This is a genomic window from Chryseobacterium sp. HNCC26DJ240, assembly GCF_057180485.1.
On sequence record NZ_JBXUGK010000001.1, the window covers coordinates 535,658 to 557,112 of the forward strand.

Genomic DNA, 21,455 nt, shown 5'->3' on the forward strand with positions numbered 1-21,455 from the left:
CTCTTGCACTACGCCCAGATTATTTTACCGCTCAACCTCAAAGGATCTTTCACCTACAAAGTTCCTGAAGAAATTATTGAACAGATTCAATGTGGAATGAGAGTTCTCGTTCCTTTTGGAGGAAAAAAAATCTATACAGGAATTGTTTTTGAGCTTCACGACCAGGCTCCGGAAAATTTTGTTGCCAAGGAAGTTATCAGTATTTTAGACAGCAAACCTATCGTTCCTGAAGAGCAGATTAAATTCTGGAACTGGCTTTCAGACTATTATCTGTGCAGTTTGGGCGAGATTTACCGTTTCGCATTTCCGTCTTCTTTAAAATTGGAAAGCGAAACCTATTTAAAATTAAAACCCAACGCAGTCATTAATTTTGAGATTTTGGATGTCAACGAAATGTATCTAATTCAGGCGCTTGAGGTTCGTCAGTTGATTAATCTGACTGATATTGAAGCTTTTATTCCGAAAAAAGAAATCATTAAAACCATTAATTCTCTGATTGATCTTCAATATATCGAGATTGATGAAAAAGTTGCTGAAAAATACAAAGCCAAAGAAGTCGCTTATGTGAAAATCAACGATGAGGTTTTGAAAAATGAGAGTCTTACCGGAATTCTTTTAGGTTTAACAAAAGCCAGAAAGCAGAAAGAATTATTTCTTCATATTCTTGAGAAACAGACTGAAAATCCTGATCAGCCTTTAAAAAAATCAGAGCTTTTTGAAGATGGCTATTTTTCATCTTCTCATTTTAAAGCTTTGGCAGATAAAGGTTTTATCGAAGAATATTTCAGACAGAAAGACAGGATAGAAAGTTACAGCGGAGAAATAGAAGAGATTGAAGAACTTTCGGATATTCAAAAGATTGCAAAAGAAGAAATTGATGTCGCTTTTAATGAAGGTAAAAACGTTTTGCTTCACGGTGTAACTTCTTCAGGGAAAACCCATATTTATTTAGAAAAAATTGAAGAATGTATTGCTGAGGGCAAAAATGTACTTTTTTTATTGCCGGAAATTTCTTTAACCAAACAGATTACGCAGCGTTTAGAAAAAAAATACGGCAGCCAGATCGGATTTTACCACCAGAAACTGACCGATTTTGAAAGGGTAGAGGTCTGGAAGAGAATCAGCCAAAATCACATCAAAATCCTCATAGGAACCCGAAATGCTTTATTTCTTCCCTACGAAAATTTAGGTTTGATTATTGTTGACGAAGAGCACGATTCTGCGTATCGACAGAAAGATGTTTCGCCCTATTTCAATGCGAGGGATGTGGCTTTGGTTCTGGGAACTCTCTATGATGCAAATGTCATTTTAGGTTCGGCAACGCCGTCGGTAGAATCTTATTATTTAGGTCAGAAAGACCGTTTAAGATATGTTTTTTTAGATAAAAGATTTGGCGAAGTTGAGTTACCTGTTTTTGAACTTATCAATTTCAAGGAAGCTCAGGATTCCAAACATGTTAACGGTAATTTTTCTTTCAGAATGTTGGAGGAGCTAAAAAAGACTGTAGACGAAAATAATCAGGGCATTATTCTTCACAACCGCCGTGGTTACGCCAATGTTGTTGAATGTGAATCGTGCGGTTACGTCAATTACTGCTCAAATTGCGATGTGGTAATGACGTATCACAAATCTGCCAACGAGATGAAGTGTCATTACTGCGGACAGCGGGCTTCAAAACCAAAGGCCTGCCCGAAATGCTTTTCAGAAAACCTTAACGAAAGAGGCGTTGGTGTTGAACAAATTCACGAGGAAGTCTCAAAATTATTTCCGGACAACGAAGTTGACAGAATGGATGTGGATTCGATGCGGAAAAAATTTGCCTACGAGAAGCTCTACGAAAAAATTGAAGAAGGAGAAACCGATATTGTTGTCGGAACGCAGATGATTTCCAAAGGTTTAGACTTTGATCATATCGAATTGGTGGCAATTCCAAAAGCAGATTCGATGCTGTATGTTCAGGATTTCAGAGCAGAAGAGCGTGCTTATCAATTGATTATGCAGGTTTCTGGGAGAGCAGGCCGTGCTTCTGGGAATGGTAAGATTTTAATCCAGACCTATAATCCGGATCATTCTGTTTTTCAGTTGATTAAAATGAATGATGCCGCAAAAACGTATGATTATTTTTTAGCGGAGAGAAAGAAATTTCATTATCCGCCTTATACAAAAATGATTATGTTGCAGTTGAGCCACAGAAAAGAGGACAAAATCACGAGGGCATCTCAGTTTATGGGTTCTGTTTTACGAAAATATTTACCTGAAGAATGTGTTTTAGGTCCCGAAAAATCTCCGGTTTTTAAAATTAACAACATGTTTCAGTTTCAGATTTTGATTAAACTTCCCAGAGGAAACAAATATGCTTCGTTTAAAAAATTAGTTTTAAAAAGCATCGAAGAGTTTGATGAAATCACAGCCTACCACAGCATCAAAAAACACCTTTTAATAGATTTTTAACAAACTTTAACAAACTTTAATTGGTTTTATAACAGTCTAATGTGCTGATTAATAACAATAATTTCTACTTTTGACCGTTGCTTATATGTTTGAATTGCAAAATTGTGCTTAACTTAGTATTTGTGATTCAATCAAAAACATACAAAAAGAAAAATTAGATGGTAAATTTCAGAAAATATATTTCAGGTATTTCGGTATTGGCTTCTGGTTTATTCCTCGCTCAATCTACCGTTTCTGCAGTTCTATTCAATCCCAGTTCAGACAGTCAAAGACCTTTCAATCTTCCTTCTCCCATTGCGGCGATTGAGAAGACTATTCTGTCTCCGAAAGAACTTGTAGATATTAACGTGAATACTTTAATTACAGATCCGGTGCTGAAAAATGCAACCTGGGGATTTGTAATCTATGATCCGAAAACAAAGAAGATAATTTCATCTTATAATGAAAATACACCTTTGGTACCGGCGTCCACAACAAAATTGCTCACTACAGAAACTGCTTTGAATCTTTTGGGTGAAAACTACCGTTGGATGACACAGCTTGAGTATTCAGGAACGGTTGACGAGAATGGAGTTTTAAACGGAAATCTTTATATTGTAGGCAGTGGCGACCCGTCTTTGGGGACCAATAAAGCAGGTGCGTGGTCTTACAAAGAGATTATTACAGATTTCACAGAGGGTCTTTCAAGAGAAGGTATAAAAAAGGTAAACGGTGATATTGTCATTCAGACAGCGCTTTTCAAAGGTAACATTACGAGACTTCCGGAAAATGTTGTATGGTTGGAAAACAATAATTACTACTTGCCGGCAGGTACTACTCAGGAAATCAATCCGATGAATGAGAAACTGATTGTTAAAAAGAATACAGCACTCACCAGCGATAAAAAATATTTTTATGTTTCTCCATACACCAATCAGATGGTTTATGCTGAAAAATATGATGGTGATGGTATTTTAACTACTAAATTACCGGATGCACCGGCTTACCTTGCCAATTCTTTCAGAGCTAGTCTGGTAAAAAATGGTTTAGCTGTGACTGGTAAAGTTCAGACTAAAACGACTGACGCTCAGCCGGAAGTAAGAAAAACATTAAGTGTCTACAAATCTCCAACTTTGGCAGATATTGTTTATTATACAAACCAAAGAAGTGATAATTCACTTGCTGAAGCTTTGCTTAAAACAGTGGGTTACTTCAAAAGAGGAAATCAAACTCCGGATGCGGGTAGAGAAGTGGTAACAGAACATTTGAAAGATATCGCTTTTGATTTGGAAGGGTTAACTTACATGGATGGAAGCGGTCTTTCGAGAAGCAATAAAGTAACGCCAATTTCTCAGGTGAAATATCTGACTTCTTTGATGGGAACAAAATATTATCAGACCTATTTTAATTCTCTTCCAATTGGCGGACAATCCGGAACTTTAAAAAGAATGTTTCTGGAAACAGGAAACGGACAGGTTTTTGCAAAAACAGGAACTTTAAACAAGGTAAAAACTTTAGCGGGTTATATAAAAACGAATACAGGAAAAACTTTGGTTTTCTCTCTATTGGTAAATAATTATGCAGGTTCTGTAGATGCAGTTAAGAAAAGAATGGAGCAATTGATTGAGCCAACATTAGATTTATAAAAATCTAATTTAAAATAAACTTTAAAACCTTTTAATCGCTGATTAAGAGGTTTTTTTTATCTTTGACGCAATATTAATAATGATTTAATGAAAAAAATATATATTCTTGTTCTCGTGAATTTTGCACTTCAGATATTTTCGGCTCAAGACCAAAATATTGATATGAAAGGATTGAGAAGTAAAGAAATGAAGTCTTTCGCTGCCAAGATGAATGCGGGAAGCACAAATCCTAACACGCTCAACTACGATCTGCAATATCAAAGAATGGATCTGACTTTGAATCCCGCAAATTACAATGTTTCAGGATCGGTAACCTCGCATTTCAAGCCGAATCTGGCAATGAACAGTATTTATTTTGATCTTTCCAATACACTTACTGTTTCTTCAGTTCAATATCATGGTGTAAATCTTACTTTTCAGCAACTGGCATCTAAAGAAATAAAAATTGATTTTCAAACCCCGATTTCTGCCAATGTTTTAGATTCTCTTACCATCAATTATGGAGGTGCTCCGTCAACAGCACTCAACGCATTTACAACAACCACTCAGTCAGGAACACCGGTAATGTCTACTCTAAGTGAGCCTTATGGAGCGCAGGATTGGTTTCCGACAAAGCAAAGTTTAAATGATAAAATCGAAAGATTTGATATTAAAATAACCACACCTTCTCAATATAATGTGGCGTCAAACGGATTGCTGATGTCTGAAACTACACTTCCAGGAAACTTAAAAAGAACGTTCTGGCGTACACAATATCCTACTGCAGCGTATCTTATTGCATTTTCAATCACCAATTTTACAAAACTTACAGATACCATTGGAAATCCTCCGTTTCCATTTATTAATTATGTTTATCCCTCAACGGCTTCCAATGCAACAAGCATGGCAGATATCGACTGGACGAAAACCGTAATGAATACTTTTGAAACTTATTTTGGTCCTTATCCTTTCAGAAATGAAAAATACGGTCACATGCAGTTTATGTATGGAGGCGGAATGGAACATCAGACAATGTCCTCAATGGGAAGCTGGGAAAGAGGATTAATTGCCCACGAGCTTGCCCACCAGTGGTTTGGTGACAAAGTAACCTGCGGTGCCTGGAATGATATCTGGCTTAACGAAGGTTTTGCGACTTTTGGTCAACATCTAGCCTATGAAAAACTGTTGATGACGAATGCTCAGTTTATGAATTACCTTATCGGGGAGATCGACTATATCACAGGTCAGCCCGGTGGAAGTGTTTATGTCGCTGATGCCAATTTGGGAAGTGTAGGAGCCATTTTCAGTGGAAGACTTTCTTATTCTAAAGGTGCCTATGTTCTCAGAATGATGAAGTGGATTTTGGGCGAAACTGCTTTTTACAATATGTTAAAAGACTATCATGCAAGACCAAATATTGCTTATAACTACGCAGTGACAAATGATTTTAAAGGTTCTGTTTTAACATCTACCGGTAAAGATTTCACAGAATTTTTTAATGACTGGATTTATGGTCAGGGTTATCCAACCTACGACATTCGCTGGAGGCAAACGGGAAATATTTTAACTTTTAGAGCGGCGCAAACTCAAAGTCATACTTCTGTAAATTTCTTCGACATGCCTTTGCCTATTAAAGTAAACGGAACCGGAGGTCAGGTTGCTTATTTTGCTTTAAATAATACTTCAAATAACCAATATTTTACTGAAACAATAGGTTTTCCGGTAGCGAGTATTCAGTTTAATTACGAATATCAGATAATAGAAAAAAATTCTACTGTGGCTCAGGACAATACTTTAGGAATTGAAGAAATTGATTTAGAAAATTTTGGATTGTACCCTAATCCTGCGAAGAACGAAATTTATCTGAAAGGCGTTAAAAAGTCCACAGATTTTAAAATCTATTCTGCCGATGCCCGTTTGGTGAAAAATGGAGTTTATCATCCTACGAAACCAATTAATATTTCAAATCTTTCTCCAGGAGTTTATCTCTTCCAGATTCACGACAAGAATTTAAAATTTGTAAAAGAATAATATTGAAAATCTGCTTTTAGGAGCAGATTTTTTTGCTTAAAACCGTTCTACTTATTAATAAAATTAAATTTCGAATAGTTAAAATTTAATTTTATCAATGTTTTGCATATTAGTTTGTGAAATTATTAATTATTTGGCAAAAATTTTGATACGATTTTTGAATATCAGATGATACTCTGAAAATTAGTTATTTTAAAAATCCTTTAATGCATTACATTATGAAACATTTTTTCTCAGATCCGGAATTTAGTTTTAATCAAATTGTTTTTGAGCATCGTAACAAAGAATACGGAGCGTACGATCTCAGAACAGAGTCCAACAGAATTTTAGCGAAATCTTTATTTTTAAGTTTGGCTGTGATTGCAGGAATTTCATTGACAGCGGTTATTGCTTCACCAAAAGATAAAACTGTTTCTTCTATAGGTGAAGGTGTAGTAGTTGATATGGATTATATTTATCAGGCTCCTGATAAACCGGTAGAACCAGAAGTAATTAAGCCTGAAACTCAGGTTACACCGCCACCGGCAAAAGATATTAAAACCTATGATGATCGTGAGCTTACGCCAACAGCTAATGCAAATGATTCTCAGCTTTTACAGAAAATTCCTGATGATGCGGTATCTGGAACAAAAAATAATTTTGATGGTGAAGTTGCTACAACTCAAAATCCTCAGACAGACAGAGTTCCTACTGATAACGGAACAGGAAAACTACCAATTAAAGATCCTGTAATCATTAAACCAGCAGGTAATGAAATTTTGGGAACGGGAGAATTGTCTGTAGCTGCTAATTTTATAGGAGGAATAGATGCTTTCAGAAATAAAGTGATTGATAAATTTGATACGGCAGAGTTTGAAAACGAAGGCATGCTGTCAACAGTTGTAACATTCGTAGTTGAAAAAGACGGAACAATTTCTGGTTTAAAAGCGGACGGTAAAAATGCCGATTTCAATAAAGAAGCTATCAGAACAATTATGAATGTGAAAGGAAAATGGTCTCCTGGAAAAGATAAATTCGGTCAGGCGGTAAGAAGTTATTTCAAATTTCCTGTAAAAATGATATTCAACCAATAAATTTTAGCAATTAATTAAATATACTTATCCACAAAGAATTTTTTTTGTGGATAATTTTTTTTTAGCTTAAATCATTTGTTAACAATACTTTAACTGAATTTTGTTTTTAGCGGTTCGCACAAAGCAGAGAAAAATGTGTATTTTTGAGGCTTAAAGTTCTAATAATGGGTAAAATCATAGGAATCGCTAATCAGAAGGGAGGCGTCGGAAAAACAACTACTGCTGTAAACCTTGCAGCTGCATTGGGTGTTTTAGAAAAGAAAATTTTAATTATCGATGCTGATCCTCAGGCCAATGCAACTTCGGGATTGGGCGTTGATGATGTGCAGTATTCTACCTATAATTTGTTGGAACACAGTGTTGAAACAAGAAACTGCATCAAGCAAACTTCCACACCAAATCTTGATATTGTACCTTCTCATATTGATTTGGTTGCAGCTGAAATTGAGCTTGTAGACAAAGACAACAGAGAATATATGATGAAAAAAGCGCTGCAAAGCGTGAAAGATGACTACGATTACATCATTATCGACTGTGCACCGAGTTTAGGTTTAATTACCGTAAATGCTCTTACGGCTGCAGATTCTGTTATCATTCCTATTCAATGTGAGTATTTTGCCTTAGAAGGTTTAGGTAAACTTTTGAACACAATCAAAAACGTACAGAAAATTCACAATAAAGATCTTGATATTGAAGGTTTGCTGCTTACGATGTACGACAGCCGTTTGAGACTTTCTAATCAGGTGGTGGAAGAAGTAAATTCTCATTTCCCGGAGATGGTTTTTGAAACCATCATCAGCAGAAATGTAAGATTGAGTGAGGCACCGAGTTTTGGAGAAAGTATTTTGAATTACGATGCAGAAAGTAAAGGTGCAATTCAATACATTCAACTTGCAGAAGAGGTTTTGCTGAAAAACGAAAAATTAGTAAAAAATTAAAATAATAGTATAGCTTTTAGTTATCATTTATCATACATCAATCATCATTTTTAAAGAATGAAAGACAGAAAAAGAGCAATGGGTAGAGGGTTAGGTGCTATTTTGAGTGCAGAATCCAAAGCAACAATCAACTCTGCTACCGATGAAGGTGCAGATAAATTTGTAGGAAATATCGTAGAGGTTGCTCTTGAAGATATTTATCCGAATCCTACCCAGCCAAGAACCTATTTTGACGAAAAAGCATTAAACGAACTTGCGCAGTCTATCACAAATTTAGGGGTTATTCAACCTGTGACTTTGAGAAAAGATGGCGAAAAGTTTGAAATTATTTCAGGAGAAAGACGTTTCCGTGCGAGTAAAATTGCAGGTCTTACTTCAATTCCGGCATATATTCGTTTGGTAAACGATCAGGAGCTTTTGGAAATGGCTCTTGTTGAAAACATTCAAAGAGAAGATCTTGATGCGATAGAGATTGCTTTGACTTACGAAAGACTAATGGATGAAATTGGTCTTACTCAGGAAAATCTGAGCCAGAGAGTTGGGAAAGACAGAAGTACGATTACCAATTCGATCAGGCTTTTAAGACTGAGTCCGGATATTCAGAACGCCATCAGAAGCGGAGAGATTTCTGCAGGTCACGGTCGTGCCATCATTAGCCTTGAAACTGAAGAGCATCAGCAGATTTTATTTGATTTAATTATTAAAGAAAAACTCAATGTAAGACAGGCAGAGCAAGCTGCTACTGCAATTAAAAACCCGAAATCTCCTGCTGCAAAAAGAGCAAAAGCAGAGCTTTCTAATAACTACAAAAGAGCTCAGAAAACCATTTCCGATATTTTGGATGTGAAGGTTGAAATAAAAACAACCGGAACGGGAAAAAAAGGTAAATTAATTCTTGATTTTAAAAATGAGGATGAGCTGGAGTACATTTTATCTCATATTAAATAAATGAAAAAATTACTCGTCACTTTTTTTATATTGATTTTCAGTCTGAGTTTTGCTCAGATTGGTACCCCGACAGATTCTTTACGACTCGATCATTACGCTAAAGACAGTATTCCTGCTGCTAAACCCCAAAATGCGGCTAATGTGGTTTCTGAAATTGAAAAAGTAAATGCTCCTGCAAAAAAAGCTGCGGTTAAAAAACTGAATCCAACAGTAGCAGGTTTGTATTCTGCGGTTCTGCCGGGGCTTGGTCAGGTTTACAACAAAAAATACTGGAAAGTTCCGATTGTTCTGGGAGCAGTGGGAGCCGGTGCAGGAATCGCCATCTGGAATCAAAATCAATATTTAAAATACAGAGAGTATTACATCGCTAAACTCAACGGAACTCCCAATGAATTTGTAGATGCAAGACCGCATTTGGATAAAATAGCATTAGGAAATGCTCAGGACAGAATCAAAAGACAGCGTGATTATGCCATTGCAATCACAGGATTAATTTATATTCTGAATATCGTTGACGCTGTGGTTGATGCACATTTATACGAAGGTAGGAAAGACCCCGATCTTACCTTTGCACCTGCAGTTATCTATGATAATTTCAGGACTGAGCCTCCGAAAACAGGTTTGGCTCTAAATTTTAGATTTTAAACAAAATAATTTATAAATCGCCTTTGGAATCAATTGATTTTCATTCGGCGATTTGGTATTTTTACACACAATAAACTTCACACATGAAAATAGCATTAGTTGGATACGGAAAAATGGGGAAAATAATCGAAGAAATCGCTCAGAAGAGAGGTCATGAGATTGTAGCCCGTTTAAAGGAAACGCCAACTGCAGAAAATCTTAATAATCCTGATGTGGTCATTGAATTTTCTGTTCCCGAAGCCGCTTTCAGCAATATAAAAGCATGTCTTGAAAACAAAGTTCCTGTAATCTCGGGAACGACTGGCTGGCTTGAAAAAAGAACAGAAATCGACAATATTGCTTTGGAAAACGGAACAGCATTTTTGTACGGATCCAATTTCAGTTTAGGAGTAAATCTTTTCTTTGCTTTAAACGAAAAATTAGCAGATTTAATGAAAAATGTTGATGAATACAATTGTCAGTTAGAAGAAATTCATCACATTCACAAGAAAGATGCACCCAGCGGTACGGCTATTTCAATTGCCGAAGGAATTTTCAAACATAATTCAAAATTTGATGGATGGAAATTAGAGGAAACCAAAGATAACCAATTGGGTATTTTTGCGATCCGTGAAGATGAAGTTCCGGGAACTCACAGTGTTTTCTACAGAAGTGAAGTGGATGAAATTGAAATAAAACATACAGCATTCAACAGAAACGGTTTTGCACTGGGAGCTGTAGTCGCTGCAGAATTTATTAAAGATAAAAAAGGAATTTTTACTATGAATGACGTTTTAGGACTTTAATTCTGTAACAAATTTTTAAATCTCAGACTAATGATATTGAAATGTGGGTGGCAAAACTTTGACAAAGTAAAAACAAGGCGCTAAAAATTTGTCAAAGTAGAACAGATGCTCACTTAAAGAACCAATTTTAAACAATAAATCATATTCAAAAAAATATATGAATTACTTTTTAACCTACGCAGTTTACGTTCTCATTTTATCTGTATTGATGGGACTTTCAAATTGGAAACTGTTTAAAAAAATGGGATACAATCCTGCTTTTGCATTTATTCCTTTTTACAATTACTTTATTATTTTAAAGGAAACCAAACATCCAAAATGGTGGGCTATTCTGTCTTATCTTCCAATTGTAGGGCCAATCATGATGTCTGTTTTTCATATTTATTTAATGAAAAAATTTGGGAAGAGTTTGGTTCAGCATCAGATTCTTACCGTGATTTTGCCGTTTATCTACATGGCTTCAGTTAACTATTCAAAAGATGCAGAGATTGAAGATGAAGAGGCAAAAAATATGTTTTTGACAGACGAAGAAAAATCATTGAAGAAGAAAGATTCATTTATGGGATCTATTACTTTTGCGGTGGTTTTCGCAACCATTATTCACGTTTTTGTAACTCAGCCCTTCGGAATTCCAACAGGTTCTATGGAAAGAACTTTGCTTGTTGGTGATTTCCTTTTCGTCAACAAATGGAGCTACGGTTACAGAATGCCGATGCGTCCTTTGGCAATACCTTTCTTACAGGGAACTATTTATGATTTTCAAAAAGACGGAAATCCTAAAAATGACGGAAAATCTTATGTTGACGGTGTGAAGTTGCCTTACGAAAGAATTCTTCAGTTCAATAAACCTCAGAGAAACGATATCGTTGTTTTTAATTATCCGCAGGATTCAGTTCATACGGCAATCGACAGAAAAGATCCTTACGTAAAGAGATGTGTAGCTGTTGCAGGTGAAACATTTGAAATGCGTGGAGGAAGACTTTTTGTGAATGGAAAACCCGAGATTGTTTTGGGAGATCAGGAAAGACAACACAGATTTATAGCCAAGACTGGAAGTCAACTTGATATTCCTGCATTATACGAGATTTACGGATTTTTACCGGTACAGGAAATTCCGGACGGAAGCGGATTTATCTATGCTTTCCAAGGTCTTACAGACAAAACTGCAAATGAAATCATGAAGCTTCCACAAATAATTGAGATGAAGGAAGATATTCTTCCAAAGGGCGAGGCTGCGATTGCTTACAGAGGAGAAAATAAATCTAAAATTGACACAACACAATCAATATTTCCTATCAATAAAGCTTGGAACCAAGATTGGTACGGTCCTGTAAGAATTCCAAAAAAAGGAGACGTGGTTGCCATCAATAAAGAAACTTTACCAATGTATCGTTGGATTATTTCTGAATATGAACACAACAGCGTTGCAGAAAAAAACGGACAAATTTTAATCAACAATCAGCCTGCAACGAACTATACAATCAAGCAGGATTACTACATGATGGTTGGAGACAACAGAGATGCTTCATTGGATGCAAGATTCTTTGGTTTTGTTCCTGAAGAAAACATTGTAGGAAAACCAATGTTCACATGGATGAGTTTGCAAGGTGCATTCTCCGGAGACAGTTCTTACGAGGCTCCGTTTAAAATCCGTTGGGACAGAATGTTTAAAGCAACCAACACAGGCGAAGCTAACAAAACTTCTTACTGGTGGATTGCCGCTATGATTCTTATTCTTTTCTTCGGATGGGAATATTTTATGAAGTTATTTAAGAAAGATAAATCTGAAGAATAATTAAAATTTAAATCAATAAAAAATGAAGTATTTGAAAAAGTACTTCATTTTTGCAATATATAAGATGCAGAATATACTATTACCGGTATTTTATTTACCACCGATTTCATGGTTTTCAGAATTTTTAAATGATGAAAGCAATATCAGTTTTGAACAATTTGAAAGCTTTCCGAAACAGACCTACAGAAACCGATGTAATATTTTCGGAGCCAATGGGAAGCTTTCGCTGATCATCCCAATCAATCATAACGGTGCAAGAGAGTTTAAAGATATCGAAATGTCTTACCGTGAAAACTGGCAGAATCTTCACTGGAAATCTATTAAAACCGCTTACCAGAGTTCGCCGTATTTTGAATATTATGAAGATAAGTTGGTGAAGATTTTTGAGACAAAGGAAAAATTTCTTTTAGATTTAAATATTAAAAGTCTTGAAACCATTCAGCAGATTCTAAAATCAGAAAAGGCATATTCTTTGAATACAGAATACATCAAAAATCCGGAAGCATTGAATTTCAGAGAAAAATTTTCAGCAAAAAATGAGTCTGAATATGAGCTGGAAGAGTATTATCAGACATTTTCAGATAAGCTCGGCTTTATCAAAGATTTATCCATAATTGATCTTCTTTGTAACAAAGGCCCGGAATCGGCTACTTATATTAAAAATGTAAAAAAATAATTTTCAGATTAAATTATTGTTTATCCGAATTTCAAAAGTATTCTTTTAAACCAAAGCAATTTCATCTGATTTTAAAAATGTAATTATCAACTTATGAAAAAATTATTCTTAGCAGCTGTTTTTCTTACAGGTTTCACAATGTCTTACGCACAGGAAACTTCAGCGAAAGCGGCAGATCCGAAGTCGGATAAAGATTTAATGACTTGGTACCACAAAGATTTTTCTACTACCAAGGTATATGGTGTAAACACAGAAAACGCTTATAAATTTTTAGAATCTAAAGGTTTAAAGCCGAAAACTGTTTTGGTAGGAGTTTTAGACAGTGGTGTTCAGGTAGATCATCCAGGATTGGTGAAAAATATGTGGACAAACCCTAATGAGGTTCCAAACAATGGTAAAGATGACGACGAAAATGGCTATATTGACGATATCCACGGATGGAGTTTTATTGGTGGGAAAAATGGTGACATCGATGTAGATAATATGGAAGTAACACGTGTTGTTGCTAAATACAAACCTGTTTTCGAAGGAGACGATTCTGCAAAAAATAAAGCAAACCAGGCAAAAATGCCGGAAGAATTTGCAATGTACATGAAATCTAAAGAAATGTACAGCAAAAAAAGCTTAGAAGGTAAACAAAGCGTACAGGTTTATACCGGAATTCAGCAATCAATTCCAACTATGGTAAAAATGCTTAATGGTAAAGCTTTTACAGCTGAAACAGTTAAAGCTATTAAACCTGCAGACCAAAATGAAGCGAGAGCATTGCAGGTAATGAACCAAATCGTAAACAATCCGGAATTTGCAGGAAAATCTTCTGTTGAGTTTGAAAAAACAATGCAGGAACAGATGAAAGAAGCTCTTGATCATTTTACACCGATGGCTCAGCAGTACGACATCAATTTTGATCCAAGAAAAGAAATTGTAGGAGATAATTACGACGATTATTCTGAGAAAAAATATGGAAACAACCATTACGAAGGTCCTGATGCAACGCACGGAACTCACGTTGCCGGAATCATAGCAGGTCTTCCTCAGGGAAAAGAAGTTCAGTATGGTGTAGCTTCTAAAGTTGCTAAAATAATGACAGTGAGAACAGTTCCAAATGGTGATGAAAGAGATAAAGACGTCGCAAACGCAATCAGATACGCTGTAGACAACGGAGCAAAAGTTTTGAATATGTCTTTCGGAAAGCCAGTGTCTCCAGGAAAGAATGTTGTTTGGGATGCATTCAAATATGCTGAAGACAAAGGAGTTCTTTTGGTAAAAGCAGCAGGAAACGAAAATCAGGATGTTGCGGAGCACACAGCATACCCTACCAATTTTAAAAATGCTACAGACGCAGCACCTTTTGTAAGCAATGTTTTGGTAGTGGGAGCAAGTACAGACGACAGCGCATCTTTGAGAGCTGGATTCTCTAATTACAATAAAAAAATGGTTAATGTTTTCGCACCGGGGCAGGAAATTTATTCTACAACACCGAAAAATGAATACCAGTATTTACAGGGAACATCAATGGCTTCTCCAGTAGTTGCAGGAGCTGCAGCAGTATTGTTAGCTTACATGCCAAATCTTACTCCTGCTCAAATTATTGAATCTCTCACTAAATCCAGCAATGCAAGTACAGCAGACGGATTTACAGACTTCTCTCAAGCCGGAGGTGTTATTGATCTTAAAAAAGCTGCAGAATATGCTTTTACCAATTTCTATAAAGGAAACTCCGGTAAAGTGAAAAAAGCTTCAAAACCAGCAAGAAAGGCTACAAGAAAATAGTTTTTCAGCAAAACAATATTATTCAGAGTCCGCAATTTTGCGGACTTTTTTTTGATTTGTGGTATATTGGCACAGTTTTTTATATCTTTAATTTTATTAAATAATTAAACAGAAATTATGAAAAAGCTAGTTTTAACAGGTTTAATAAGTGTTTCACTTTTCAACCTATCCTGCTCAGGAGTAAAGAAAGCGGGAGATGCACAGCAAAACAGATCTGAATTTCTCAAAATGAAAGGAGATTATGATATTGTGAGTATCGACTACGACAAACAGTTCAAAATAAAACCTTTCGACGATGGCATCGATGCACAGTGTTTTGTAGGAAGTCACTGGAGGCTTATCCCTAATAATTATACAGGAGCTTATACCATTAATGGTGGTGGAAACTGTGGCGGAGGATTTACACAACCTATTAAAATTGAAGTGGTGAACGGAACTACATTTAATTTTAAAAAGATTGCCGACGGTACCAAAGCTAAACAAAATACGGCTGGCTACACTTTAACGCTCGTAAAACAAGCAACAGACCAATTCTCCTTAGAACAAAATATTCCTTTTGACGGCGAAAACGTGAAAGTTATTTACAACTTCGAAAGAACAGGAATGAAATAATCAATTTTTTAAAACTTATTTGAGATGAAATTTACAAAAACATATATCACAGGCTTATTTTTATCATCAGCATTATTGCTTACAAGTTGTGAAGCCGTGCAGAATTCTAATCACCAGCAAAGAGGTACTGCTGTAGGAGTCGCTTCGGGTGCTGTAATCGGTGGGGTTTTAGGAAATAATGTAGGGAAAGGTAAAAATGCTGCTTTAGGTGCGGTTTTAGGAGCTGTAATAGGTGGTGTTGCCGGAAACGTGATCGGTAATAAAATGGATAAGCAGGCTAAGGAAATTAAAGAAACTTTACCTGGTGCAGAAGTAGAAAGAGTAGGAGACGGTATTAAAATTACCCTTAACGAAAGTATTGTAACTTTTGCTTTTAACTCTTCAGATCTTACTTCAACAGCGAAAGCTAACTTAGATAAATTAACGCAGGTTTTGGTAAACAATCCTGATACAAACATTAATATCTATGGTCATACAGATAGCGTAGGATCAGATGATTACAATCAGAAACTTTCTGAAAGACGTGCAAATTCTGTTAAGGCATATTTAAATGGAAAAGGTATTGCAACTTCAAGACTTTTTGCATTGGGTGAAGGTGAATCAAACCCTGTAGCGACCAACGATACAGACGCAGGTAGAGCACAAAACCGTAGAGTTGAATTTGCAATTACTGCAAACGAAAAAATGATCAACGATGCTGCACAGGGCCAGTAATTTATTATTGATTTATTAAAATATCTAAACCGCTTTTATAGCGGTTTTTTTGTGCAAAATCATTATTTTTGCATTTGATTACACATTAATGAAACAATATTTAAAGCTGCTTCGCGTAGAGCAATGGGTAAAAAACCTTTTTGTCTTTGTTCCACTTTTTTTTGCGGGTAAGTTTACGCATACAGATCTTCTTCTCAAAAGTATTGTTGCTTTTATTGTATTTTCTTTAGCAGCAAGCGTTGTTTATATCTTAAATGACTACAACGATATTGAGGCTGATAGAAAGCATCCCGAAAAGCGCCGTAGACCTTTGGCCAGTGGGGCAATTTCCAAGAAGAGAGCTTTGATTATTTTAGCTGTTCTTGTGGCAGTCAATATTTGTTTTACAGTGGGCTCTCAAATGTATTTTCAAGACAGTATCTGGAAATTTGCACTTATCATTCTGACCTATTTTGTGATGAATCTGGCTTATACTTTTAAATTAAAACACGTTCCAATTATCGATATTTTTATCATTGCAACAGGATTTGTTTTAAGAGTTCAGGCGGGCGGTTCCATCACCGGAATCAATATTTCTCAATGGGCTGTGCTACTTACGTTTGTTCTGGCATTGGTTCTTGCCATCGGGAAAAGACGTGGAGAACTCATCAATGCTCAGGTTTCAGGAAAAACCAGAAAAGCTTTAGATGGCTATAATGTTCAGTTTGCAGATATTGCCCTATCGATTTCAGTGACGTTGGCCATTATTTGCTATCTGATGTTTACCCTTTCACCTGAAGTGCAGCAGAGATTTCATCCCAGAGTATTTTATACTGTGATTTTTGTAGTTTTTGCCTTTTTAAGGTATCTTCAACAAACGTTGGTCTACAACCGAACAGAATCTCCAACAAAAATTGTCTACAGAGATCGATACATTCAGGTTACTCTTTTTCTATGGGTAATCGCATTTTTAATTCAAATTTATTTTAAAGAATGAAACCGAATTTTGTTAAAAAAGTAACCAACTGGGGAAATTTTCCAGTGGTTGAAAAAGAGATGCGTTCGGAAGATCAGTATTCTAAAATAAAGGATTTTGTTTTAAATCACAACGAGATTATTGCCAGAGGAAATGGTCGTTGCTACGGCGATTCTTCATTGGCGGAAAGCATTTTTTCCACAAAAAAATTAAATAAATTCATCAGTTTCGACCGTTTAAACGGAATTATCGAATGTGAATCAGGCGTTCTTCTTTCTGAAGTTCTGGAAATTTCGGTTCCGCAGGGATATTTTCTTTATGTAACACCTGGAACTAAATTTATCTCTGTTGGAGGCGCTTTGGCGAGTGATGTTCACGGTAAAAATCACCATGCTGAAGGCTGTTTTTCTGAATACGTGATTGATTTTAAGCTGATGAATGAAAAAGGTGAAATTATCACCTGCTCAAGGGAAGAAAATTCTGATAAATTCTGGGCTACCATCGGAGGAATGGGTCTCACAGGAATAATTCTTTCAGTTAAATTTAAATTAAAAAATATTGAGTCAGCATACATTCGTCAGGAAAGTATAAAAGCTGAAAATCTGGACGAAATTTTCCGTCTTTTTGAAGAAAGCGAAAGCTGGACGTACACCGTTGCGTGGATAGACTGTTTGCAAAAGGGAAAAGATCTTGGAAGAAGTATTATGATGCGTGGCGAACACGCTTTTCCTCATGAACTTCCTGAAAAACTGAAGAATAATCCTCTACGGCTGAAAAAGAAATTTTCGCCGACTGTCCCTTTTTACTTTCCGGGATTTGCGCTGAATTCTTTGACAGTAAAAATTTTTAATTATCTCTACTATAAAAAGCAGGCAAAAAAGGAGTTGAAAAATTTTACCGATTACGATACATTTTTCTATCCGCTTGATTTTGTAAACGACTGGAATAAAATTTACGGAAAAAAAGGTTTCATCCAATACCAGATGATGATTCCCAAAGATAAATGCAGAGAGGGAATGCAGAGAATTCTGGAGACGATTGCAAAGTCGGGTAGCGGTTCTTTTTTAGCGGTTTTAAAACTGTATGGAAAGGAAAATCCGGAAGCTTACAACTCATTTCCTTTTGAAGGATATTCTCTGGCTTTAGACTTTAAAGTAGATAAAAATTTAAAAAAACTTATTGATCAGCTGGATTCAATTGTTGAGGAATACAACGGAAAAATTTATTTGACAAAAGACAGCATGAGCCGTTCTTCACTGACCAATTATCTTAAAAATGTTGAAAATCCGAAGTTCATTTCGCTTCAGCATAAAAGAATTTTAAACAATAATACAATATGATCGTTCTTGGAAGTACTTCAGAAGTAGCACAGGCATTTGTGGAAAAGGCACTTCAGGAAGGTGAAAAATTTGAAAAAATCTATCTTCTCACCTCCAGCAGGGAAGCTTCAGAGAGATTTGCAAAGCATATTGACGTGAAATTTTTTCAGCAATCTGAAATTATTGAAATTGATCTTACAAAGGAAATCAATTATTCAAAATTGGAGCACATCAGTTCAAATCTATTATTTTGTGCGACGGGTTTTTTAGGTGAAGGTTCTGAGGAAGGACTTTATGACGATAAAAATACAGCAAGAATTATTGATATTAACTATTCAAAATTAGTTCCGTTGATTAACTTTTTTGCACAGAAATTTGAAAGTAGAAGATCAGGAACAATCATCGGGTTATCATCTGTAGCAGGTGATCGTGGGCGTCAAAGTAATTTTATCTACGGAAGTGCAAAAGCAGCTTTTACAGCCTATCTGAGCGGTCTCAGAAACTATCTTTTCGAGAAGAAAGTTCATGTGATAACGGTAAAACCAGGTTTTATGGATACAAAAATGACAGAAGGACTTCCATTAAATCCTGCGTTGACAGCTACTCCAAAACAGGCTGCAGAATGTATTTATAAAGGATTTAAAAAGCAAAAAAATTCAATATATGTTTTGCCGGTTTGGGGCATTATCATGTTAATTATCAGAAACATTCCTGAGTTTATATTTAAAAAATTAAAATTGTAAAAATATTCTTACTTTTTCAAAGTTTTACAACACAATAATTTTGCTTTGACAAAGTTTTAATTGAATAGATTTTTACATCCATCATCCAACACCTGGCATCCCATGAAAAAACTGTATTGTTTCGATTTCGACGGAACGCTTACTTATAAAGATACAATGTTTATGTATCTCAAATTCTATGATTCTGCTAAATTTCGTGTACAGTTTTTAAAACATATTCCGCTTTTTGTTTTGCTTAAACTGAAGCTTGCTGATACCGAAAAGGTGAAAAAAAGTTTCATAGGATCGATTTTGAAAGGTCAGAATGAAGCTAAAATTAAAGAAAAATCCAAGCAGTTTTTTGAGGCTCATTATCCGAAAATCGTTAGGGAAAATGCGTTGGATTTCATTAAAAATATCGACAAAGAAACCACAGAAAGTTTTTTGGTAACAGCTTCTCTCGATATTTGGGCACAGCCATTTGCTGAAGCTTTCAAAATGAAATTGATTTCTACAAAAGCAGAGTTTAAAGACGGTGTTTTCACGGGAAATTTTATCGGCAAAAACTGCAATAAAAAAGAAAAACTGGAGCGCATCAAAAAAGAAATTTCAGACGAAAAGTTCGATAAAATCATAGCTTTTGGAGATACTTCCGGTGATCGTCCGATGCTGAATTGGGCAAATGAAGGTCATTACCAATTTTTTCATTAATTTTGAGTCATTAAAAACCGAATCAATGAACAAGTTGCTTTTTTTATGCCTGGCTTTCATTTTAAGCTGTAAAACTACTGTTTCTGATAAATCTTCTCAGGATTTAAAACCAAGAATTTTAACTACATCCTCGCAAGGCGGTGCAGAAACTGAAGGGTTTGTCATTCTTAAAGACCAACAGCAATTACTGGCAGAGGTCGCAAAACGAAACACAGTAGAAGACGGAGATAAGCCTGGCTATCCAGCAATTTCAGATAAAAACAAAATCATTATTTACGATTTGGGAAGTTTCAGCTCCGGTGATCACAGAATTACTGAAATTAAAAAAGCTTCAGTTGAAAATAATGTTTTAACCCTTGAAGTTCCCGAATACAAATCAGGCGGAATGGAAATGATGATGATCTCAAATCCGTGGATGCTTGTTTCTGTGCCTTCAGATAAACCCTTTACCTCAGTTAAACTTACATATTCCAAATTATAATGAGTAAAATATATTTAGATAACGCTGCCACCACACCGCTTACAGAAGAGGTGATTGACGCAATGGTAAGCACAATGAAAATCAATTTCGGAAATCCTTCATCCACACACAGTTTTGGTCAGGAAGCTAAAATTTTGATTGAAAATGTGAGAAGGCAGGTTGCAGATTATCTTCATGTAAGTCCGGCCGAGATTATTTTCACTTCTTGCGGTACAGAATCCAACAATATGATTATTAAATCTGCTGTTTCGCATTTGGGTGTTGAAAGAATTATCAGTTCGCCGATGGAGCACAAATGTGTTTCCGAAAGTATTTTGGATATGAAATCCCGAAAAGGAGTGGAAGTGAATTACATCCGTCCAAATGAAAAAGGTGATATTGATTTAGCAAAACTGGAAGAACTTCTAAAATCTTCAGATAAGAAAACTCTGGTAAGTTTAATGCACGCCAACAACGAAATCGGAAATTTAATTGACATCAAAAAGGTGGCTGAACTTTGCAGGGAGAATAATGCGCTTTTCCATTCAGATACGGTTCAGACGATGGCTCATATGCCTCTGAATTTTGAAGATATTAAAGTAGATTTTGCTTCATGCAGTGCACATAAATTCCACGGTCCAAAAGGTGTTGGTTTTGCTTTTATCAGAAAATCAAGTGGTCTTAAAGGTATTATTACAGGAGGTCCACAAGAAAGAAGTTTGAGAGCAGGAACTGAAAATGTTGCGGGAATTGTAGGTTTAGGTAAAGCTTTGGAAATTTCTTTAAATAAAATGGAAGAGTTTTCAACTCACATGCAGACGATTAAAGATTATGCAAAAGAAAAACTTTCAGAAGCAATTCCAGGTATCAAATTCAATGGAAGAAGTGCGGAAAAAGAAAATAGTTTATATACTGTTTTAAGTGCCTTGTTGCCTTACAAAAATCCTCTGATTGGTTTACAGTTGGATATGAAAGGAATTGCCATTTCTCAGGGCAGTGCTTGTTCTTCCGGGGCTTCAAAGCCTTCAATGGTAATGATGATGGTGCTTTCCGAAGATGAGATGGATAATTGCACTCCGCTGCGTATTTCATTCAGCCATATGACGACTAAAGAAGATATCGATGCATTTGTTGCAGCTCTTGCAGAAATTTCGGCAGATTATTTGGTTATAGAAAAAACAAATGTTGAGCATAGATAGGCTTTTCGGATAAAAGAGGTAATTTTGATCTCAGAAATAAAAGA

The 21,455-nt window shown here is 35.7% G+C and carries 19 protein-coding genes; all 19 read left to right on the plus strand.

All coding sequences use genetic code 11. The annotated features are described in order from the left end of the window. The first annotated feature begins 3 nt into the window (after positions 1-3). Positions 4-2,451 carry a replication restart helicase PriA gene (gene priA / locus AC2A1G_RS02430; RefSeq protein ID WP_484045365.1) on the plus strand — a complete coding sequence of 816 codons (2,448 nt, stop codon included), beginning with the start codon at positions 4-6 and terminating at the stop codon, positions 2,449-2,451. A 158-nt stretch (positions 2,452-2,609) separates the two neighbouring features. Then, positions 2,610-4,076: a D-alanyl-D-alanine carboxypeptidase/D-alanyl-D-alanine endopeptidase gene (gene dacB, locus AC2A1G_RS02435; protein ID WP_484045366.1), complete on the plus strand. Its 1,467-nt coding sequence runs from the start codon at positions 2,610-2,612 to the stop codon at positions 4,074-4,076. A gap of 87 nt (positions 4,077-4,163) precedes the next feature. Continuing rightward, positions 4,164-6,086 (plus strand): M1 family metallopeptidase, encoded by a 1,923-nt coding sequence (locus AC2A1G_RS02440; protein ID WP_484045367.1) that lies wholly within the window; start codon positions 4,164-4,166, stop codon positions 6,084-6,086. Between the two features lie 218 nt (positions 6,087-6,304). After that, positions 6,305-7,159 (plus strand): energy transducer TonB, encoded by an 855-nt coding sequence (locus AC2A1G_RS02445; RefSeq protein WP_484045368.1) that lies wholly within the window; start codon positions 6,305-6,307, stop codon positions 7,157-7,159. 164 nt (positions 7,160-7,323) lie between these two features. Then, a complete protein-coding gene (locus tag AC2A1G_RS02450) occupies positions 7,324-8,097 on the plus strand; it encodes a ParA family protein (protein ID WP_484045369.1) in 774 nt (257 codons plus the stop codon). A gap of 57 nt (positions 8,098-8,154) precedes the next feature. Next, entirely contained in the window at positions 8,155-9,045 is an 891-nt protein-coding gene (locus AC2A1G_RS02455; protein ID WP_484045370.1) for a ParB/RepB/Spo0J family partition protein, read from the plus strand. Next, the gene (locus tag AC2A1G_RS02460) at positions 9,046-9,690 is read left to right on the plus strand and encodes a DUF5683 domain-containing protein (protein WP_484045371.1); all 645 of its coding nucleotides are present in this window, start codon (positions 9,046-9,048) and stop codon (positions 9,688-9,690) included. An 83-nt stretch (positions 9,691-9,773) separates the two neighbouring features. After that, positions 9,774-10,475 (plus strand): 4-hydroxy-tetrahydrodipicolinate reductase, encoded by a 702-nt coding sequence (dapB, locus tag AC2A1G_RS02465; protein WP_484045372.1) that lies wholly within the window; start codon positions 9,774-9,776, stop codon positions 10,473-10,475. Between the two features lie 157 nt (positions 10,476-10,632). Then, on the plus strand, positions 10,633-12,270 hold the full coding sequence (lepB, locus tag AC2A1G_RS02470; RefSeq protein WP_484045373.1) for a signal peptidase I: 1,638 nt from the start codon (positions 10,633-10,635) through the stop codon (positions 12,268-12,270). A gap of 64 nt (positions 12,271-12,334) precedes the next feature. Then, positions 12,335-12,946: a WbqC family protein gene (locus AC2A1G_RS02475; RefSeq protein ID WP_484045374.1), complete on the plus strand. Its 612-nt coding sequence runs from the start codon at positions 12,335-12,337 to the stop codon at positions 12,944-12,946. A gap of 93 nt (positions 12,947-13,039) precedes the next feature. Then, positions 13,040-14,719 (plus strand): S8 family serine peptidase, encoded by a 1,680-nt coding sequence (locus AC2A1G_RS02480; RefSeq protein ID WP_484045375.1) that lies wholly within the window; start codon positions 13,040-13,042, stop codon positions 14,717-14,719. A 117-nt stretch (positions 14,720-14,836) separates the two neighbouring features. Continuing rightward, a complete protein-coding gene (locus tag AC2A1G_RS02485) occupies positions 14,837-15,331 on the plus strand; it encodes a hypothetical protein (RefSeq protein ID WP_484045376.1) in 495 nt (164 codons plus the stop codon). 24 nt (positions 15,332-15,355) lie between these two features. Next, a complete protein-coding gene (locus AC2A1G_RS02490) occupies positions 15,356-16,045 on the plus strand; it encodes a YiaD family glycine zipper/OmpA-like lipoprotein (protein ID WP_484045377.1) in 690 nt (229 codons plus the stop codon). Between the two features lie 88 nt (positions 16,046-16,133). Then, a complete protein-coding gene (locus AC2A1G_RS02495) occupies positions 16,134-17,021 on the plus strand; it encodes a decaprenyl-phosphate phosphoribosyltransferase (RefSeq protein ID WP_484045378.1) in 888 nt (295 codons plus the stop codon). Next, positions 17,018-18,340 (plus strand): FAD-binding oxidoreductase, encoded by a 1,323-nt coding sequence (locus AC2A1G_RS02500; RefSeq protein ID WP_484045379.1) that lies wholly within the window; start codon positions 17,018-17,020, stop codon positions 18,338-18,340. The genes AC2A1G_RS02495 and AC2A1G_RS02500 overlap by 4 nt, the downstream gene beginning before the upstream one ends. After that, entirely contained in the window at positions 18,337-19,062 is a 726-nt protein-coding gene (locus AC2A1G_RS02505) for an SDR family NAD(P)-dependent oxidoreductase (RefSeq protein WP_484045380.1), read from the plus strand. The genes AC2A1G_RS02500 and AC2A1G_RS02505 overlap by 4 nt, the downstream gene beginning before the upstream one ends. Before the next feature lie 102 nt (positions 19,063-19,164). After that, positions 19,165-19,752 carry an HAD-IB family hydrolase gene (locus AC2A1G_RS02510; RefSeq protein WP_484045381.1) on the plus strand — a complete coding sequence of 196 codons (588 nt, stop codon included), beginning with the start codon at positions 19,165-19,167 and terminating at the stop codon, positions 19,750-19,752. 25 nt (positions 19,753-19,777) lie between these two features. After that, the gene (locus tag AC2A1G_RS02515) at positions 19,778-20,233 is read left to right on the plus strand and encodes a hypothetical protein (RefSeq protein WP_484045382.1); all 456 of its coding nucleotides are present in this window, start codon (positions 19,778-19,780) and stop codon (positions 20,231-20,233) included. After that, positions 20,233-21,411, plus strand: a complete 1,179-nt coding sequence (locus AC2A1G_RS02520; protein ID WP_484045383.1) for a cysteine desulfurase family protein — start codon at positions 20,233-20,235, stop codon at positions 21,409-21,411. Before AC2A1G_RS02515 ends, AC2A1G_RS02520 begins: the two co-directional genes overlap by 1 nt. Positions 21,412-21,455: the final 44 nt, after the last annotated feature.

Coding starts and splice junctions, on each gene's coding strand:
- dacB (WP_484045366.1), top strand. CDS start 2,610: ATGGTAAATTTCAGAAAATATATTTCAGGTATTTCGGTATTGGCTTCT.
- AC2A1G_RS02440 (WP_484045367.1), top strand. CDS start 4,164: ATGAAAAAAATATATATTCTTGTTCTCGTGAATTTTGCACTTCAGATA.
- AC2A1G_RS02445 (WP_484045368.1), top strand. CDS start 6,305: ATGAAACATTTTTTCTCAGATCCGGAATTTAGTTTTAATCAAATTGTT.
- AC2A1G_RS02450 (WP_484045369.1), top strand. CDS start 7,324: ATGGGTAAAATCATAGGAATCGCTAATCAGAAGGGAGGCGTCGGAAAA.
- AC2A1G_RS02455 (WP_484045370.1), top strand. CDS start 8,155: ATGAAAGACAGAAAAAGAGCAATGGGTAGAGGGTTAGGTGCTATTTTG.
- AC2A1G_RS02460 (WP_484045371.1), top strand. CDS start 9,046: ATGAAAAAATTACTCGTCACTTTTTTTATATTGATTTTCAGTCTGAGT.
- dapB (WP_484045372.1), top strand. CDS start 9,774: ATGAAAATAGCATTAGTTGGATACGGAAAAATGGGGAAAATAATCGAA.
- lepB (WP_484045373.1), top strand. CDS start 10,633: ATGAATTACTTTTTAACCTACGCAGTTTACGTTCTCATTTTATCTGTA.
- AC2A1G_RS02475 (WP_484045374.1), top strand. CDS start 12,335: ATGCAGAATATACTATTACCGGTATTTTATTTACCACCGATTTCATGG.
- AC2A1G_RS02480 (WP_484045375.1), top strand. CDS start 13,040: ATGAAAAAATTATTCTTAGCAGCTGTTTTTCTTACAGGTTTCACAATG.
- AC2A1G_RS02485 (WP_484045376.1), top strand. CDS start 14,837: ATGAAAAAGCTAGTTTTAACAGGTTTAATAAGTGTTTCACTTTTCAAC.
- AC2A1G_RS02490 (WP_484045377.1), top strand. CDS start 15,356: ATGAAATTTACAAAAACATATATCACAGGCTTATTTTTATCATCAGCA.
- AC2A1G_RS02495 (WP_484045378.1), top strand. CDS start 16,134: ATGAAACAATATTTAAAGCTGCTTCGCGTAGAGCAATGGGTAAAAAAC.
- AC2A1G_RS02500 (WP_484045379.1), top strand. CDS start 17,018: ATGAAACCGAATTTTGTTAAAAAAGTAACCAACTGGGGAAATTTTCCA.
- AC2A1G_RS02505 (WP_484045380.1), top strand. CDS start 18,337: ATGATCGTTCTTGGAAGTACTTCAGAAGTAGCACAGGCATTTGTGGAA.
- AC2A1G_RS02510 (WP_484045381.1), top strand. CDS start 19,165: ATGAAAAAACTGTATTGTTTCGATTTCGACGGAACGCTTACTTATAAA.
- AC2A1G_RS02515 (WP_484045382.1), top strand. CDS start 19,778: ATGAACAAGTTGCTTTTTTTATGCCTGGCTTTCATTTTAAGCTGTAAA.
- AC2A1G_RS02520 (WP_484045383.1), top strand. CDS start 20,233: ATGAGTAAAATATATTTAGATAACGCTGCCACCACACCGCTTACAGAA.